Annotated in this window: 10 protein-coding genes and 2 pseudogenes; 3 read left to right on the top strand and 9 right to left on the bottom strand. The window is 64.5% G+C overall.

The window, feature by feature from the left end:
• Positions 1-14 precede the first annotated feature (14 nt).
• The 3 genes and pseudogenes from ACZ5KU_RS10330 (at position 15) to ACZ5KU_RS10320 (ending at position 5,516) form a co-directional block, all read left to right on the top strand.
• Complete coding sequence (locus tag ACZ5KU_RS10330; protein ID WP_054063805.1) at positions 15-1,259, top strand: exonuclease SbcCD subunit D C-terminal domain-containing protein; 1,245 nt, start codon at positions 15-17, stop codon at positions 1,257-1,259.
• Positions 1,256-4,897, top strand: coding sequence for an AAA family ATPase (locus tag ACZ5KU_RS10325; RefSeq protein WP_464737096.1), 3,642 nt, complete (start codon positions 1,256-1,258; stop codon positions 4,895-4,897). Before ACZ5KU_RS10330 ends, ACZ5KU_RS10325 begins: the two co-directional genes overlap by 4 nt.
• A pseudogene (locus tag ACZ5KU_RS10320) lies at positions 4,894-5,516 on the top strand (glutathione S-transferase). Before ACZ5KU_RS10325 ends, ACZ5KU_RS10320 begins: the two are co-directional and overlap by 4 nt.
• A 21-nt stretch (positions 5,517-5,537) precedes the next feature.
• Here the strand turns inward: ACZ5KU_RS10320 and ACZ5KU_RS10315 are convergent.
• The 9 genes and pseudogenes from ACZ5KU_RS10315 to ACZ5KU_RS10275 form a co-directional block, all read right to left on the bottom strand.
• Positions 5,538-5,744 (bottom strand): hypothetical protein, encoded by a 207-nt coding sequence (locus ACZ5KU_RS10315; protein ID WP_054059167.1) that lies wholly within the window; start codon positions 5,742-5,744, stop codon positions 5,538-5,540.
• 281 nt (positions 5,745-6,025) lie between these two features.
• Positions 6,026-6,205: a hypothetical protein gene (locus ACZ5KU_RS10310; RefSeq protein WP_054059168.1), complete on the bottom strand. Its 180-nt coding sequence runs from the start codon at positions 6,203-6,205 to the stop codon at positions 6,026-6,028.
• Between the two features lie 157 nt (positions 6,206-6,362).
• Positions 6,363-7,535 (bottom strand): lactonase family protein, encoded by a 1,173-nt coding sequence (locus ACZ5KU_RS10305; RefSeq protein ID WP_054059169.1) that lies wholly within the window; start codon positions 7,533-7,535, stop codon positions 6,363-6,365.
• Positions 7,525-7,809, bottom strand: coding sequence for a DUF5629 family protein (locus ACZ5KU_RS10300; RefSeq protein WP_054059170.1), 285 nt, complete (start codon positions 7,807-7,809; stop codon positions 7,525-7,527). The genes ACZ5KU_RS10305 and ACZ5KU_RS10300 overlap by 11 nt, the downstream gene beginning before the upstream one ends.
• A 194-nt stretch (positions 7,810-8,003) precedes the next feature.
• Positions 8,004-10,378, bottom strand: a pseudogene (locus tag ACZ5KU_RS10295) (efflux RND transporter permease subunit).
• A gap of 21 nt (positions 10,379-10,399) precedes the next feature.
• Positions 10,400-11,452 (bottom strand): WD40/YVTN/BNR-like repeat-containing protein, encoded by a 1,053-nt coding sequence (locus ACZ5KU_RS10290; RefSeq protein WP_416772625.1) that lies wholly within the window; start codon positions 11,450-11,452, stop codon positions 10,400-10,402.
• A 435-nt stretch (positions 11,453-11,887) separates the two neighbouring features.
• Positions 11,888-14,545 (bottom strand): aminopeptidase N, encoded by a 2,658-nt coding sequence (gene pepN / locus ACZ5KU_RS10285; protein ID WP_464737095.1) that lies wholly within the window; start codon positions 14,543-14,545, stop codon positions 11,888-11,890.
• 12 nt (positions 14,546-14,557) lie between these two features.
• Positions 14,558-15,388 (bottom strand): DUF2797 domain-containing protein, encoded by an 831-nt coding sequence (locus ACZ5KU_RS10280; protein ID WP_054059174.1) that lies wholly within the window; start codon positions 15,386-15,388, stop codon positions 14,558-14,560.
• The gene (locus tag ACZ5KU_RS10275; protein WP_054059175.1) at positions 15,385-15,645 is read right to left on the bottom strand and encodes a YeaC family protein; all 261 of its coding nucleotides are present in this window, start codon (positions 15,643-15,645) and stop codon (positions 15,385-15,387) included. The genes ACZ5KU_RS10280 and ACZ5KU_RS10275 overlap by 4 nt, the downstream gene beginning before the upstream one ends.
• Between the last annotated feature and the right edge of the window lie 17 nt (positions 15,646-15,662).

Raw genomic sequence — 15,662 nt, 5'->3', positions numbered from 1 at the left:
TCGCGGAGTTTGCCTTGCGCCTGTTTCATACCTCCGACTGGCACCTGGGCCAGAACCTTCATGGCCAGGAACGGGATTTCGAACACGCCTGCTTCCTGACCTGGCTGCTCGCCCAGCTGGCCAGCCAACGACCGGACGTACTGCTGATCGCCGGCGATATCTTCGACACCGTCAACCCGCCGGTCAAAGCCCAGGAGCGCCTCTACGACTTCATCGTCAGCGCCCACGAGCAACAGCCGCAACTGACCATCGTGATGATCGCCGGCAACCATGATTCCGGCTCGCGCATCGAACTGCCAGCGCCGTTGATGCGCCGCCTGCGCACCCACGCCCTGGGCCGGGTGCTCTGGCTAGAGGACGGCCAGCTCGACAGCGAGCGCCTGCTGATCCCGCTGCCCGCCGCCAACGGCGAGATCGCCGGCTGGTGCCTGGCCCTGCCCTTCCTGCGCCCGGCCGAAGTCACCGGCGCGCTGCTGGGCGACGATTACCTGCGTGGCATCGGCCAGGTCCACCGCTGGCTGATCGAGGCGGCCAAGGCCAGGCGCCAGCCCGGCCAGGCACTGGTCGCCATCAGCCACGCGCACATGGCCGGCGGCTCGGTTTCCGAAGACTCCGAACGCAGCCTGATCATCGGCAGCGCCGAGGCCCTGCCCGCCAGTCTGTTCGATGCCAGCGTCAGCTACGTCGCCCTGGGTCACCTGCACAAGCCGCAGAAGGTCAACGGCGAAGAACGTATCCGCTACAGCGGCTCACCCATCCCGCTGTCGTTCTCGGAGATCGGCTACAAACACCAGATCCTCGATATCGTGCTCGACGGCGAAACCCTGGTCAGCGTCGAACCACGCCTGGTACCACGCGCCGTCGACCTGCAACGCCTGGGCCCGCTGCCCTTCGCCGAAATCCTGGAAAGGCTCGCCGAGCTGCCCGATGTCGACCTGCTGGCCGACCTGCAACGCCAACCCTGGCTGGAGGTGCGGGTACGCCTCGACGAACCGCAGCCGGACCTGCGCCAGCAGATCGAAAGTGCCCTGCAGGGCAAGGCCGTGCGCCTGGTGCGCATCGCCGCCGAATACGCCGGCCGCGGTGCACGCGAAGACGAGGAAGATAACGCACGCCTGGTCGAGCTCGACCAGCTCAGCCCCCAGGACCTGTTCAGCCGCGCCTGGCAGGACCACTACGGCAACGAAGTGGACGCGCAGACCCTCGACGACTTCGCCCTGCTGTTGCAGGAAGTGCAACTGGAGGACGAGCAGCCATGAAGATTCTTGCCATTCGCCTGAAGAACCTCGCCTCCCTGGCCGGCCCGTTCGAACTGGACTTCACCGCCGAGCCGCTGGCCAGCACCGGCCTGTTCGCCATCACCGGACCGACCGGCGCCGGCAAGAGCACCCTGCTCGACGCCCTCTGCCTGGCACTGTTCGGCGCCGTCCCCCGGCTGAACACTGCCTCGCGCGATGCCAAGGTGCCGGATGCCGATGGCGAAATCAGCACCGGCGATCCCCGCACCCTGTTGCGCCGCGGTACCGGTGCCGGCTTCGCCGAAGTCGATTTCGTCGGGATCGACGGTCGCCGCTACCGCGCCCGCTGGGAAGCCAACCGCGCCCGGGACAAGGCCAATGGCAAGCTGCAGGCCAGCCGCCAGAGCTTGCGCGACCTCGACAGCGATCAGTTGCTGGCCAGCCAGAAAGGCGAATACAAGGCCCAGCTGGAAGCCTGCCTCGGCCTGAACTTCGAGCAGTTCACCCGCGCCGTGCTGCTGGCCCAGAGCGAGTTCAGCGCCTTCCTCAAGGCCGATGACAACGAACGCAGTGAACTGCTGGAAAAGCTCACCGACACCGCGCTCTACACTCGCCTCGGTCGCCGCGCCTTCGACAAGGCCAAGGAAGCCCGCGAAGCCCACAAGCTGTTGCAGGACCAGGCGGTGGGCCTCACCCCGATGAGCCCCGAAGCCCGCGCCGAACTCGACGAACGCTTCGACAGCGCGCAGCGACAGTTGGAACTGCACAAGGCCCGACTGCGCCAGCTCGAACAGCAGCACGGCTGGCTCAAGGAATTGCAGCAGTTGCAGGACGCCCGCCAGGCGGCTGCCGAACAACTGGAAAGCCTCCGGCAACAAGAGCAGGCACTGGCCGACGAGCGCCTGAAGCTGACACGGCTGGAGCAGTTGGCCCCGCAACGGCACCAGTTTGCCCGCAAGCTGGAAATCGATGGGCAACTGCCGCCCCTGGCCGAGCAGATCACGCAGCAGCGCCAGCAGCATGAGGCGCTGAGCGAACGCCAGGCACAGCTGAAACAGGCTCTGACCACCGCCCAGGCCGCACTGAACAGCGCGCAACAGCAGCAGAGCGGCAGCGCCCCGCTGCTGCGCCAGGCCTTCGACGAGCAAGGCAACCTCGCCCGACTGGCCAGGGATGCGGCACTCGCCGCCCAGGCACAAGACACTGCGCAGCAGGCCCGGGACCAGGGCCAGGCGACCATCCAGGCCCTGCAGGAGCGGCAGCAGCAGGTTGCCGAGCGCCTGCAACAGATTGCCACGCAACTGGAGCACAGCAGCGATCTCGCGCCCTTGAGCGAGGCCTGGACTGCCTACCGCGAGCGCCTGCAGCAATTGATGCTGATCGGCAACCGGCTCAACCAGGGCCAGGCCGAACTGGCCGGCCTCGAACGCACCGCCGGCGAAACCGCGCAGGCGCTGGGCACCCAGAAACAGCAACTGGAAGTCCTCTATCAGGAGGCTGCCGCTGAACCGGACGCCGTGGCCGAGCAGATCGGCATTCTCGGCAGCCTGCTGCAGGACAACCGCAAGCAGTTGCGGGCCGTCGAGGACCTGGCCCGGCTATGGTCCAGCCAAAAGGACCTGGACCAACGCGCCGCCCAATTGCAGCAACGCCTGAGCAGCGCCCAGCAGGAGCGCGAGCGCCTGACCCAGGACGGAGTCAGGGCCAAGGCCGAACTGGAGGTGGCCGAACAGACGCTCAACGTCACCCGCGAACTGCTCGAACGTCAACGCCTGGCCCGCAATGCCAGCGTCGAGGAACTGCGCGCACAGTTGCAGGATGACCAGCCCTGCCCGGTCTGCGGCAGCCACGAACATCCCTACCATCAGCCCGAGGCACTGCTGCAGAGCCTTGGCCGCCACGATGAAAGTGAACAGGCCAATGCCCAGGCTGCCGTGGACCGGCTCAAGGAACGGCTTACCGAACTGCGTGCCGAGGTGGGTGGGCTGATCGCCCAGCAGAAGGAACTGCTGGCCCAGCAGGAGCACTTGACGAGCCAGCAGCAGGCCCTGGCGCCCAGCCTGGAAGCGCATCCGCTGGCGGCCCAACTGCTGGACCAGCACGCCGACCAGCGCGATGCCTGGCTGGAGCGGCAAACCAGCCAGTTGAACCAGAACCTGACACGCGACGAGCAGCGCCAGAACGCCCTGCTCACCCTGCAACAGGACGCCGCGCGACTGACCCAGCAACTGCGCCAGGCCGAAGCCGCGCACCAGCAGGCCGCCCGGCAACTGGAGCAGCAGCAGCGCGAACTGGCCGGCGACCGCCAGCGCCTGGACGATGAACTGGCGGCCTTCGCCACCCTGCTGCCGGCCCCGACCCTGGAGGCCCTGCGCAACGAACCGGCGGCGACCTTCCTGCAACTGGACCGGCAGCTCGCCGAGCGCCTGCAGCAACGGGAACAGCAACGCGATGAACTGGCCGAACAGCAACAGCGCCAACAGGCCCTGGAGCTGGAACTGGAGCGCCAGCAAAGCCGCGAACAGCAGTGGCAAGGCGCAAGGCAACAGTTCGAGGCACTGGCCGCGCAGCAGCAGGCCAGCCAGCAGCAACTGAGCCAATTGCTCGGTGGACACGACAGTGCCGATCACTGGCAGCAGCAACTCGAGCAGGCGGTGGAACAGGCGCGCCAGGCCGAGAGCAGCACCACCCAGGCGTTGCAGGACACGCGCACGCAACGGGTACAAATCGCGACCGAGCTCAAGGCCCGGGAGGAGCATCAGCAGGCCCTGGAACAGGAGGCCAACGCGCTGGCGGGGAAGATCGCCGAATGGCGCACCGGCCACCCGGAACTGGACGACAGCGCCCTGCAGAGTTTGCTGGCACTGGACGACAGCCAGGTCGCCGAGTTGCGCCAGCACCTGCTGCGCAACGAAAAGGCCGTCGAACAGGCCCAGGTTCTGCTGCAGGAGCGCGAACAGCGCCTGCAGGCGCACCAGGCCCAGCACAACGGCAACCCCGACGCCGAGCAGTTGGCCAGCGCCTTGGCCGACTGTCAGCAGCAGTTCGCCGCCAGCGAACAGCACTGCGCCGAACTGCGGGCCGAACAGGTCGACGACCAACGTCGGCAGGATGCCAACCAGGCGCTGGCGCAGCGCATTGCCCATGCCTATGCCGAGTACCAGCGCTGGGCGCGCCTGGATGCGCTGATCGGCTCGGCGACCGGCGACCGCTTCCGCAAGCTGGCCCAGGCCTACAACCTCGACCTGCTGGTCCACCATGCCAACGTGCAACTGCGTCAGTTGGTGCGGCGCTACCGCCTCAAGCGCGGCGGCAGCATGCTCGGGCTGCTGGTGCTGGACACCGAAATGGGGGACGAACTGCGCTCGGTGCATTCGTTGTCCGGCGGCGAGACGTTCCTGGTGTCGCTGGCCCTGGCCCTCGGGCTTGCCTCGATGGCTTCGAGCACGCTGAAGATCGAATCGCTGTTCATCGACGAGGGCTTCGGCAGCCTCGATCCGCAATCGCTGCAACTGGCGATGGACGCCCTCGACGGTCTGCAGGCCCAGGGGCGCAAGGTCGCAGTGATTTCCCACGTGCAGGAAATGCACGAACGCATCCCGGTGCAGATCCAGGTGCAACGCCAGGGCAACGGCCTGAGTACCCTGGAGGTGAAATGAAAACGGCGCTGCTCTACTCCTTCCGCCGCTGCCCCTACGCCATGCGTGCGCGCCTGGCGCTGCGCTACTCGGGCGTGGCGGTGCAGATCGAGGAAGTCAGCCTCAAGGCCAAGCCGGCGGCGATGCTCGCGCTGTCAGCCAAGGGTACGGTGCCGGTGCTGGCCTGCGGCGATGGGCAGGTGATCGAACAGAGCCTGGAGATCATGCACTGGGCGCTGGCCCGGCATGACCCTGAAGATTGGCTGCTACAGGGCGACCCGCTGGCCGCCCGGGCCGCAATGGCCCTGATCGAGGAAAACGACGGCGACTTCAAGCGGCGGCTGGACCGCTACAAATACGCGGTGCGCTACCCGGCGTTTCCGATGGAGCACTACCGGGCCGAGGCCGAGCCGTTCCTGCGTAAACTGGAAGATCTGCTGCAACAGCGCGACTGGTTGCTGGCCGAGCATCGCAGCCTGGCTGACATGGCCCTGGCCCCTTTGTCCGGCAGTTCGCCCATGTCGATCGGGAGTGGTTCGCGCAGACACCCTATCGGCGACTGCGGGACTGGCTGGAGCGGTTTCTCGCCTCACCGCTGTTTATCGCGGTAATGGCCAAGCCGGCTACAGCTGCCGACTGACCCGCTAGCGTCAGCCGTGAATCAGGCCCCGGCGTCGGCGTTGTGCGCGAGCACGCCGGCGGACTGAGTCTTGTGTTCGAGCGGAATGCTCGGCGTCGCCAACTGGATCGCCGCATCGTCCGAGCCGTGCAGCAGGCTCGACAGACTGATGACGAGCACCAGCGCCACATACAGGCCAATAGCCAGGTAGGCGCCGTGTCGGGCAGATGTCAGGAGGTTGCTGGCCATGGTGTTCTTTCTCCACAGGCGAATGTCATGCCTATAGGATCCATCATAACCGCATAACTAAGTAGGCAACTATTTAAATAGTCGTTATCAGCAATATTAATCGCCAAGAGTCAATAAGCCAGCGTCAAATTTAATCCCGGCTTATATGAATCCTGTTATCGGGTTGAAACAAAAACGGCAGAAACGACAACGCCGGGGCGAATTCACTCTCATGGCAGGCGGTCAATGGACCAACTGCCGAATGAGTGAATTCGCTCCGGCGTTGCGGGCTGGTTCAGCGCTCAGTGTTGAGCCTTGTGATCCAGGGCGGCGTAGAAGTTGGCGCTTTGTTGCAGGTACTTGGGGGTGTAGCTCTGGGTATGGGATTTTTTCTCGCTGATCTCGACGCTGGCACTGGCTGGCAGGGCAACGCTGGCAGAGATGGCGGAAGCGGCGATGATGGAGAAGAGATTGAAGTTCATGTCGAAAACCCTCGAATGTCAGTTGGCTTGCTTGCCCTTTCAGGCCGTGAGTCCAAAGTACATCCGAGAGCTGTTCGGGTTGAAATTCATTGCAGCAGTAGCGGATATCAGCGTGATTAATAGAAGTGCAAGCCCCTTGTAAACCGGGGCCTGCGGTCTATTGTCGCGGCAGGAAGCCGAGGTAGCTCGGCGCCTCGAAGGGCAAGGTCTGCACGGTTTTGCCCAACAGGCCGGTGTCGGCATCGCGCTCGATGACCACGATCTGGTTGCTCTTCTGGTTGGCCACTAGCAGGAACCTGCCGCTCGGATCGAGGGTGAACTCACGCGGGTGATCGCCTTCCACCGAACGCCGTTGCAGTTCCTTGAGCTCGCCGCTGGCCGGGTCGATGGCGAACACCAGCAACTGGTTGGCGGTGCCACGGTTGCTGGCATAGAGGAACTTGCCGTCCTTCGAGGCATGCAGGGCCGCGGCGGCCTTGTCCGACAGCGGCTGCTGGTCAGCCAGTTCCACCCGCTGCTTCTGGGTGAGCTTGCCGTCCTGGTAGTCGAACACGGTGATCTGCGCGCTCATTTCGGTGCTCAGCCAGGCATGCTTGCCATCGGCGCTGAACAGCAGGTGTCGTGGACCACTGCCCGGCGGCAATTGCACGTAGGCCGGGTTGGCCGGGGTCAGCGGCCGTTCCGGGTTGGCCTTGGGGTCATACCGGTAGACGAAAATCCTGTCCGCACCCAGGTCGCTGGCGAAGACGAAACGCCCGTCCGGCGACGACACCACCGAATGCACATGGGCCGAAGCCTGCCGCTCCAGGTTGACCAGGCTGGCCGGGTGGCTGCTGAGCTGGACCGGCGGCGACAGCTTGCCCTTGGCATCCACCGGCAGTACCGCCAGGCTGCCGCCCGGATCTTCCAGTACCGAATAGTTGGCGACGAACAGGTAGCGCTGGTCGCCGCTCAGACTGGCATGGGTCGGCTCGCTGCCCAGGCTCTGCACCTGGTTGATCGGCTTGAGCTGGTGGCTCCTGGGGTCGATCGAGTAGCTGCTGACCCGGCCGACCGGGTCCTTCTGGCCGGGGCCGTTTTCATTGACCGCGTAGAGCCGACGCTGGTCGCCGGAGAGGGTCAGCCAGGAAGGATTGGCGGTCTTGATCACCTGCAGCGGCTTGGGGTCGAGCTTGCCGGTGCGGCTGTCGAACTGCAGGCGGTAGATGCCTTCGCTCCTGCCGGCGGTGTAGGAGCCGACCAGCAACTGGACGGTGTCGCCTGGGGCCGCCAGGACCGGCATCGAGCCGATGCTGCCGGCCATCAGCAGGGGCCAGAACTTACGCATCATCCTGTTCATCCTCCGCTTGCTCCCGGGCACTGAACGCACTCAGGCACACCAGGCGATGCTCGCCGGAGTCGCCGACCACGACCCAGCTCTGCAGGGTCTCGTCGAAGGTGGCCGCCTGCACCTGGGCCAGGCTGAAGCTCCAACGCTTGGCGGCGCGCCCGTCCATGCACTCGATCAGCAGGCCGGCATCGTCGAGGGTGAAATCGAAGGCGTGCAGGCCGTCGATTTCCAGCATGTCGCAGGCTTCAAGGGCAGTGGGCAAGGTGTCGGTCATGGCGGTTTCTATCATTTTTCGGGAAAGGGGCAATGATAGGCGATATTGCATCGCAGCGGGTGCCCGCCAGGGGCGGTTCGCGGGCAGGCCCGGCGCCTACAGGTCCGTGCCAGGCACAAGACCGAGATGCACACCGCCCTGTAGGAGCCGGCGGTGCGGCGATCCGACTTGCCCGCGAAGCTTTTCTGACGGTCTCAATGGGCCAGCAAGGATCCCCCACCTTGCCCGCCAGCTTCTGCGGCTTGATCAGGAACCGCGCCAGCGCCGGCAGCAGCCACAGCGCCCCGAACATGTTCCACAGGAGCATGAAGGTCAGCATCAGGCCCATGTCGGCCTGGAACTTGATCGCCGAGAAGATCCAGGTGCAGACACCGATCGCCAGGCACAGGCCGGTGAACAGCACCGCCTTGCCGGTGGAACGCAGGGTCTGGTAGTAGGCCTCCTGCAACGACAGCCCGGCACGCAGGAAACTCTCCAGACGGCTGTAGATGTAGATCCCGTAGTCCACGCCGATACCCACGCCCAGCGCCACCACCGGCAGGGTCGCGACCTTCACGCCGATCCCCATGAAGGCCATCAGCGCGTTGCCCAGTACCGAGGTCAGCACCAGCGGCAGGACGATGCACAGGGTCGCCGCCCAGGAGCGGAAGGTGATCATGCACATGGCCGCGACGCAGATGTACACCAGGATCAGAATGGTCAGTTCCGCCTGTTTGATCACCTCGTTGGTCGCCGCCTCGATCCCGGCGTTACCGGCCGCAAGCAGGAATTCCAGGCCCTCCCTGCTGTTCTCCTTGGCAAAGTCCTGCACCGCATGAACCGCCCGGTCCAGCGTGGCAGCCTTGTGGTCGTTGAGGAACACCAGCACCGGTGCCAGCGAGCAGTCGGCGTTGTACAGGCCATCGGCGCGGGAGATGGAGTTGTTCAGCACATCCGGGTTGCGCGACAGGGTCTCCCACTTCAGGTTGCCCTCGTTCATGCCCTTGATCATCTGCTTGGACACGGTCACCAGGGAGATCGCCGACTGCACGCCCTCGGTGTTCTGCATCTTCCACATCAGTTCGTCGATCGGGGCCATGGCCGCGTAGCGCGAGCAACCCTCGGACGTGGTCTTGACCATCACCACCAGCACGTCGGAGCTGGTGGAGTAGTTGTTGATGATGAAGCTGTTGTCCTTGTTGTAGCGCGAGTCGGGACGCAGTTCCGGCGCACCCTGGTCGAGGTCGCCGATCTTCAGGTTCTGGCTGTACCAGAGGCCGCCACCGAAGGCCAGCAGGGCCAGGAAAATCGACACCGGGGCCACCCTGGGGCTGGCGAAGTTCGACAGCAGGCGCCAGAACGGGTGTTCGCGGGTCGCGTCCTTCTTGCTGCGCTCGACCGCCTTGCCGCTGATGCCGACATAGGAAATCGCCACCGGCAACAGGATCAGGTTGGTGAACACGATCACCGCCACGCCGATCGACGCGCCGATCGCCAGTTCGCGGATCACCCCGATATCGATGATCAGCAGCGTGATGAAGCCCACGGCATCGGCCAGGATCGCGATCATCCCCGGCAGGAACAGTTGCCGGAAGGTTCGCCGCGCCGCCGTCAGGGCATTGTCGGCCTCACTGGACTGCAAGGCGATACCGTTGATTTTCTGCACGCCGTGGGAGATGCCGATGGCGAAGATCAGGAACGGCACCAGCATCGAGTACGGATCCAGGCCGAAACCGGCGGCATGCATCAGCCCCAGTTGCCAGATCACCGCCACCAGGGTGGTGATCAGCACCGCGATGGTGCTGCGGATACACCAGGTGAACCAGTACAGCAGCACCAGGGTGATGACGAAGGCCACGCCGAAGAACATCACCACCATGATCAGGCCGTCGATCAGGTCGCCGACCTTCTTGGCGAAACCGACGATGTGGATCTTCACGTTGGGGTTCTGCGCTTCGAACTTGTTGCGGATCTTCTCTTCGAGCTGGTGCGAGAACTTCTGGTAGTCGAGCTTGAGCAGCTTGCCCTGGTCCTGCGGGTCCGGGTAGGACTCCAGCAGCGGGATATCGACGATGCTCGACTTGAAGTCGTTGGCCACCAGGCGCCCGACCTGGCCGGACTTGAGCACGTTGTTGCGCAGCTGGTCGAGACTGTCGGCCGAGCCGTTGTAGCTCTGCGGGATCACCTCGCCGCCGGCGAAGCCCTCCTCCGTCACTTCGGTCCAGCGCACGCTGGGGCTCCACAGCGACTTGAGGCCGGAACGATCGACGCCGGGGATGTAGAAAACCTCGTCGTGGATCTGGCGCAGGGTGTCCATGTATGCCTTGCTGAAGATGTCACCGTCCCGGGCCTCCACCGAAATGCGCACGGTGTTGCCGAGGTTGGCCAGGTCGTTGCGGTGCTCCATCATCTTTTCAATGAACGGATGCTTGAGCGGAATCATTTTCTCGAAGCTGGTGGACGGACGGATCAGCGTCGCCTGCCAGAACAGGAAGATGCTGACCAGCAGGCAGATCACGATCACTGCCGGGCGGTTGTTGAAAATCAGGCGTTCGAGAAACGTCGCCTTGTCCTGATGATGACTGCTCATGTGAAACTCCCCGCCTTCTTGTTATTTGCCCTGCTCACTGCCGGTTGGCGAGGCGACATGGGCGCCCCCCTGGCCGACCAGGATCAGGTTGCCGTTGCCGGCCGTGGTGACCGCCGATAGGGAAATGCGGTCGGGACGATTGAAGACACTGAAGGTCACGCCGTCATCGGTGCTGCGGATCACACTGCCACCATTGCCGACGATCACCAGCGAACCGTCGGCCAGCAGGGCGCCGCCGGACAGACCGAACTCCAGCGCCCCGCGGGCGGCCTTGAGTTCGACCGGCTCCCAGTTGGAGCCGAAATCGCTGGAACGATAGAGGTTGCCGCGCAGGCCGTAGGCCAGCAGGGTGCTCGGCTCGGCGGTACCGAGCACGCCGAACAGCGAGCCCTGGTAGGGACCGTCGAGGCGTTCCCAGGTCTGGCCCCAGTCGGCCGAGCGGAACATGCTGCCCTGCTCGCCGACGATGAACAGGCCGGAGTCCTTGACCGCGGCGATGGCGTTGAGGTGGTACTGGTCTTCGTTGTCGAGGCGGTCGCTGGCATCTTCCCAGTGCTGGCCGCCATCGGTGGTTTCGAGCAGGGCCCCATAGGCGCCGACGGCGAAACCGGTATTGGCATCCTTGAACCAGACGTCCAGCAATGGCGCTTCGCGCTTGAGGTCTTCGAACTGCTTGCTCCAGGTGGCACCGCCGTCGTTGCTGGCGAGGATCTGCGCATCGTGGCCGACGGCCCAGCCGTGCTTGTCGTCGACGAAATAGACCGCCGTGAGCAGTTGTCGGGTCGGCACCCGGGCCTGGGTCCAGGTCGTGCCCTGGTCATCGGAAAACAGGATATGCCCGCGATCCCCCACGGCGACCAGGCGGGCACCGGCGTGGACCACGTCGAGCAACAGGCCCTTGGCGGCCTTGGAGGATTCGATGGAGTAGACGCCGTCGGCCGTGCCGGCCTCGGCGGCGCAAAGCGAACCGGCCGGCAGCCCCAGCCCGGACAGAGAGAGCATCGAGGTCAGCAAGACCGCACGCCGCCAGCTCGGCGGACGACGGGAACCCGTACTCTTCACAGGCTCATTCATAGACCTTTTCCCCCTTATTATTGTTAGGTCATCCAACCCTTCAGGGCGCCTTCGAGGGCGTTTTCAGCACTGCCGATCGTCTGAAACCGGCAATCTAGAGCCCCTTCCAAGGCTGGAACTATCCTATCGGGCTTTGGAATCGTCTGACAATCGACGCCACGTTATCTTTTGTTAACCGGGGGTATCGCGGGGGACATGAATATCGGGGCATCAGGAGGGATGATGAACAAGGACTACGGATGATGCTTCACACGCTCTGCCTGGGAGCACAGCCGTGATGCTGTGCGTCACAAGAGCGGACGCCGAGCGTCCGGGGAGGCATTCCCACGCGGAGCGCGGGAACGATCACAGGCCAGGGGAACAGGATTCATCCGCGAAGGGGCCTTCCGAGCGCTAAAGGCTTCGCGGATAAATCCTGCTCCCACCCGGTACGGGTTAGGCCAGGCTCTTGCTGACCACCTCGAAGACGTCCGCCGACAGCTCGCCCGAAGCACGGATACGCTCCAGCTCGGCCTTCATCAACGCCTGGCGGGCCTTGTCGTATTTGCGCCAGCGGGTCAGCGGCGCCAGCTGGCGCGAGGCGATCTGCGGGTTCAGCGCGTTGAGCTGGATCACAATGTCCGCCAGGAAGCGATAGCCGGAACCGTCCGCCGCATGGAAGTTGACCAGGTTCTGCCCGGCGAACGCACCGATCAGCGCACGCACCTTGTTCGGGTTGCGCAGGGTGAACGCCGGGTGCTCCATGAGTGCCCTGACCCGCTCCAGGCCACCGGGCAGCGTGCTGCCGGCCTGCACGCTGAACCACTGGTCCATGACCAGCGGGTTGTCCTTGAAGTGCTCGGCGAACACCGCCAGGGCCTTGGCTTTCTCCTCCTCGAACGGCGAATTCACCAGCACCGCCAGGGCGGTCAGGCGTTCGGTCATGTTGTCGGCGGCGTCGAACTGCTCCAGGGTCGCGGCCAGTACCTGCGGCTGGCCACTGAGCATCAGGTAGGACAGCGCGATGTTCTGCATCGCACGACGGGCGAAATGCTCGTTCTCGGCGATGTAGGCGGTGTTCCTCGATACCTCGCGGTTGGCCTGGTAACGCTGCCACAGGCCGTCGAACAGTTGCTCCGCCAGTTGCCGGCGGGCAAATTCGCGGGCCGCGTGAATCGAGTCGACCTCGGCCACTTCGCTGATCTCGGTGAGGTAGGCTTCGCTCGGTAGCGACAGCATCTCGGCGACCATCGCCGGGTCCAGTTGCTCGTTGGCCAGCACACTGCGCAGGGCCACGACCAGGCGCTGGTCGAGCACCAGTTCCTCGCCCTTGCGGTGCTGCCCGATCAGGTCCTGCAGCACCTGCACCGACAGTTGCTGGCCGGCATCCCAGCGGTTGAAACCGTCGCTGTCGTGCTGCATCAGGAACATCAACTGATCGCGGTCGTAGGGGAAGCTCAGCCTGACCGGGGCCGAGAAGCCGCGCAGCAGCGACGGCAACGGCTTGGCGGCAATGCCGACGAAGGTGAAGGTCTGCTCGGCTTCGCTCACCGAGAGCACGCGACTGGTGGCCCCCGGCACCGCCTCGCCCGCCAGTTGCAGAGCGATCTCGGCGCCCTGGGCATCCAGCAGGCCCAGCTCCACGGGTATCACAAACGGCAGTTTTTCCTGCTTGTCCGGTGTCTGCGGGCAGCTCTGGCGGAAGGTCAGGCTGTAGGTCTGCGCCTGCGCATCGTAGCTGTCGCTGACCGCCAGGCGCGGGGTGCCGGCCTGGCTGTACCAGCGCTTGAACTGGGTCAGGTCGACACCGTTGGCGTCCTCCATGGCCTTGACGAAGTCGTCGCAGGTCACCGCCTGGCCGTCGTGGCGCTCGAAGTACAGGTCGCTGCCCTTGCGGAAGCCTTCGGCACCGAGCAGGGTGTGGATCATGCCGACCACTTCAGAGCCTTTCTCGTAGACGGTCAGGGTGTAGAAGTTGGAAATCTCGATGAAGCTGTCCGGCCGCACCGCGTGGGCCATCGGGCCGGCGTCCTCGGCGAACTGGTGGGTGCGCAGGTAGGCGACGTCCTGGATGCGCTTGACCGTGCGCGAGTTCATGTCCGAGGAGAACCCGGCATCGCGGAACACGGTGAAACCTTCCTTGAGCGACAGCTGGAACCAGTCGCGGCAGGTCACGCGGTTGCCCGACCAGTTGTGGAAGTATTCGTGGGCGACGATCGCCTCGACCCGCTGGTGCGCCGCGTCGGTGGCGGTTTCGGCACGGGCCAGCACGGCGCTGGAGTTGAAGATGTTGAGGCCCTTGTTCTCCATCGCGCCCATGTTGAAGTCGTTGACCGCGACGATCATGAAGATGTCCAGGTCGTACTCGCGGCCATAGACCTCCTCGTCCCAGCGCATGGACTTCTTCAGGCTGTTCATGGCGTGCTGGCACTTGTCGATGTTTTCCGGTTCGACATAGATGCGCAGCGCGACATTGCGCCCGGTCATGGTGGTGAAGCTGTCCTCGACGCACCACAGGTCACCGGCCACCAGCGCGAACAGGTAGGCCGGCTTCATGAACGGGTCTTCCCAGGTCGCCCAGTGCCGTCCGTCTTCCTGCGGGCCGCTGCCGACCGGGTTGCCGTTGGACAGCAGTACCGGGTACTGGTGCTGCTCGGCAATCACCGTGGTGGTGAATTTGCTCATCACGTCCGGACGATCGAGGTAGTAGGTGATCTTGCGGAAACCCTCGGCTTCGCACTGGGTGCAGAACATGCCGCTGGACTTGTACAGGCCTTCCAGGGCGGTGTTGCTCTCCGGGTGGATCTTCACGCTGGTATCGACGGTGAAACGCTCATTCGCCGGTTGCAGGGTCAGGTGATTCTCGTCCAGCTGGTAGTCCGCGGCGCCCAGCTCGCGGTCGTCCAGGCTGACCGACAGCAGTTCGAGCAACTGGCCATCAAGCACCAGCGGCGGCAGGCCCGCCCCGCGTACCGGGTTGCGGCGCATCAGCAGTTGCGCATGGACCAGGGTATGGTCCTCGAACAACTCGAAGGTCAGGTGCGTCTCGTCGATCAGGTACTCGGGGGCCTGATAGTCCTTCAGATAGATCATCTTCGGCTGTTCGGTGCGCATGGGTGCGTCCTTTTACTGATGCACGGCGAGCTGGTAGGCCGTGTATTTACGGATATTGATCACGCCGGTATCGAAGATCAGGTATTGGCCCTTGATCCCCATCAGCGTGCCTTCGGCAATCGGGTTCTTGTCCAGGTTGAAGCTGACGATCTTGGTCGGGTAGGCCTCGATCGGGTAACGGATTTCCAGTGGCTCGACGTCCCGCACCGGCTGGATCGCCTGCAGGCCGAAACGCTCCTGCAGGGCCAGCAGGCCCTCGGCGCAGGACTCGAAGAGCTGGTCGCGCACCTGGCGCAGGTCCACCGCCGGCGCATCGCCCTTGAGCAAGGCGCGCCAGTTGGTCTTGTCGGCCACCTGGCTGCGAAACAGGTCCTCGACGAAGCCAGACTGCTGGCGGGTCGCCACGCGCATGATCGGCAACGCCTGGCTGGCGCCCTGGTCGAGCCAGCGGGTCGGCAACTGGGTGGCCCGGGTGATGCCGACCTTGATCCCCGACGAGTTGGCCAGGTAGACCACGTGGTCGGTCATGCAGAACTGCTCGCCCCAGGCCGGCTCGCGGCAGGTGCCGGCATCGTAGTGGCAGCGTTCCGGGCTCATGATGCAGGTGTCGCACTGCGCCAGTTGGGTCATGCACGGGTAGCAGTAGCCCTGGCTGAAGCTGGTCTTGGTCTTGCGCCCGCAGTGGCTGCAGTGAATGGCGCCGAGGAACTCCAGGCGCAGCTTCTGGCCGATCAGCGGATTGACCGGCACCTCGCTGTCGCCCAGGCGGAACGTGTATTGCACGGTCGACGCGTCCAGACGCGTCGCCATCTTGCTGACTGCACCACGGCCGAGCTCGATCAATGGATGGCATCCGACTTGAACAGGATGTTCGGAATCGGCGCCGACTTCGACGCGCACTCCTGCGGGCCCATGTAGCCGGTGCGTTCCTCTTCCGGCAGGTTCTGGGTCTCCCAGGCGATCATCGCCTGCAACGACAGCTCCCGCTGTTCGGTGGTGAGCTTGCGGCCGTCGGACCATTTGCCGATTTCCACCGCCAGTTTCAGGCTCTGGTAGATATCGGGGGTGATGTTTTCAATCATTTCGATGAAAGAGGACATTGAAAGTCTCCAGACTT

This window comes from Pseudomonas sp. Tof1 (genome assembly GCF_055390395.1).
This window is presented reverse-complemented; position numbering and strand designations above follow the sequence as displayed.

Coding starts and splice junctions, on each gene's coding strand:
- ACZ5KU_RS10325 (WP_464737096.1), top strand. CDS start 1,256: ATGAAGATTCTTGCCATTCGCCTGAAGAACCTCGCCTCCCTGGCCGGC.
- ACZ5KU_RS10315 (WP_054059167.1), bottom strand. CDS start 5,744: ATGGCCAGCAACCTCCTGACATCTGCCCGACACGGCGCCTACCTGGCT.
- ACZ5KU_RS10310 (WP_054059168.1), bottom strand. CDS start 6,205: ATGAACTTCAATCTCTTCTCCATCATCGCCGCTTCCGCCATCTCTGCC.
- ACZ5KU_RS10305 (WP_054059169.1), bottom strand. CDS start 7,535: ATGATGCGTAAGTTCTGGCCCCTGCTGATGGCCGGCAGCATCGGCTCG.
- ACZ5KU_RS10300 (WP_054059170.1), bottom strand. CDS start 7,809: ATGACCGACACCTTGCCCACTGCCCTTGAAGCCTGCGACATGCTGGAA.
- ACZ5KU_RS10290 (WP_416772625.1), bottom strand. CDS start 11,452: ATGAATGAGCCTGTGAAGAGTACGGGTTCCCGTCGTCCGCCGAGCTGG.
- pepN (WP_464737095.1), bottom strand. CDS start 14,545: ATGCGCACCGAACAGCCGAAGATGATCTATCTGAAGGACTATCAGGCC.
- ACZ5KU_RS10275 (WP_054059175.1), bottom strand. CDS start 15,645: ATGTCCTCTTTCATCGAAATGATTGAAAACATCACCCCCGATATCTAC.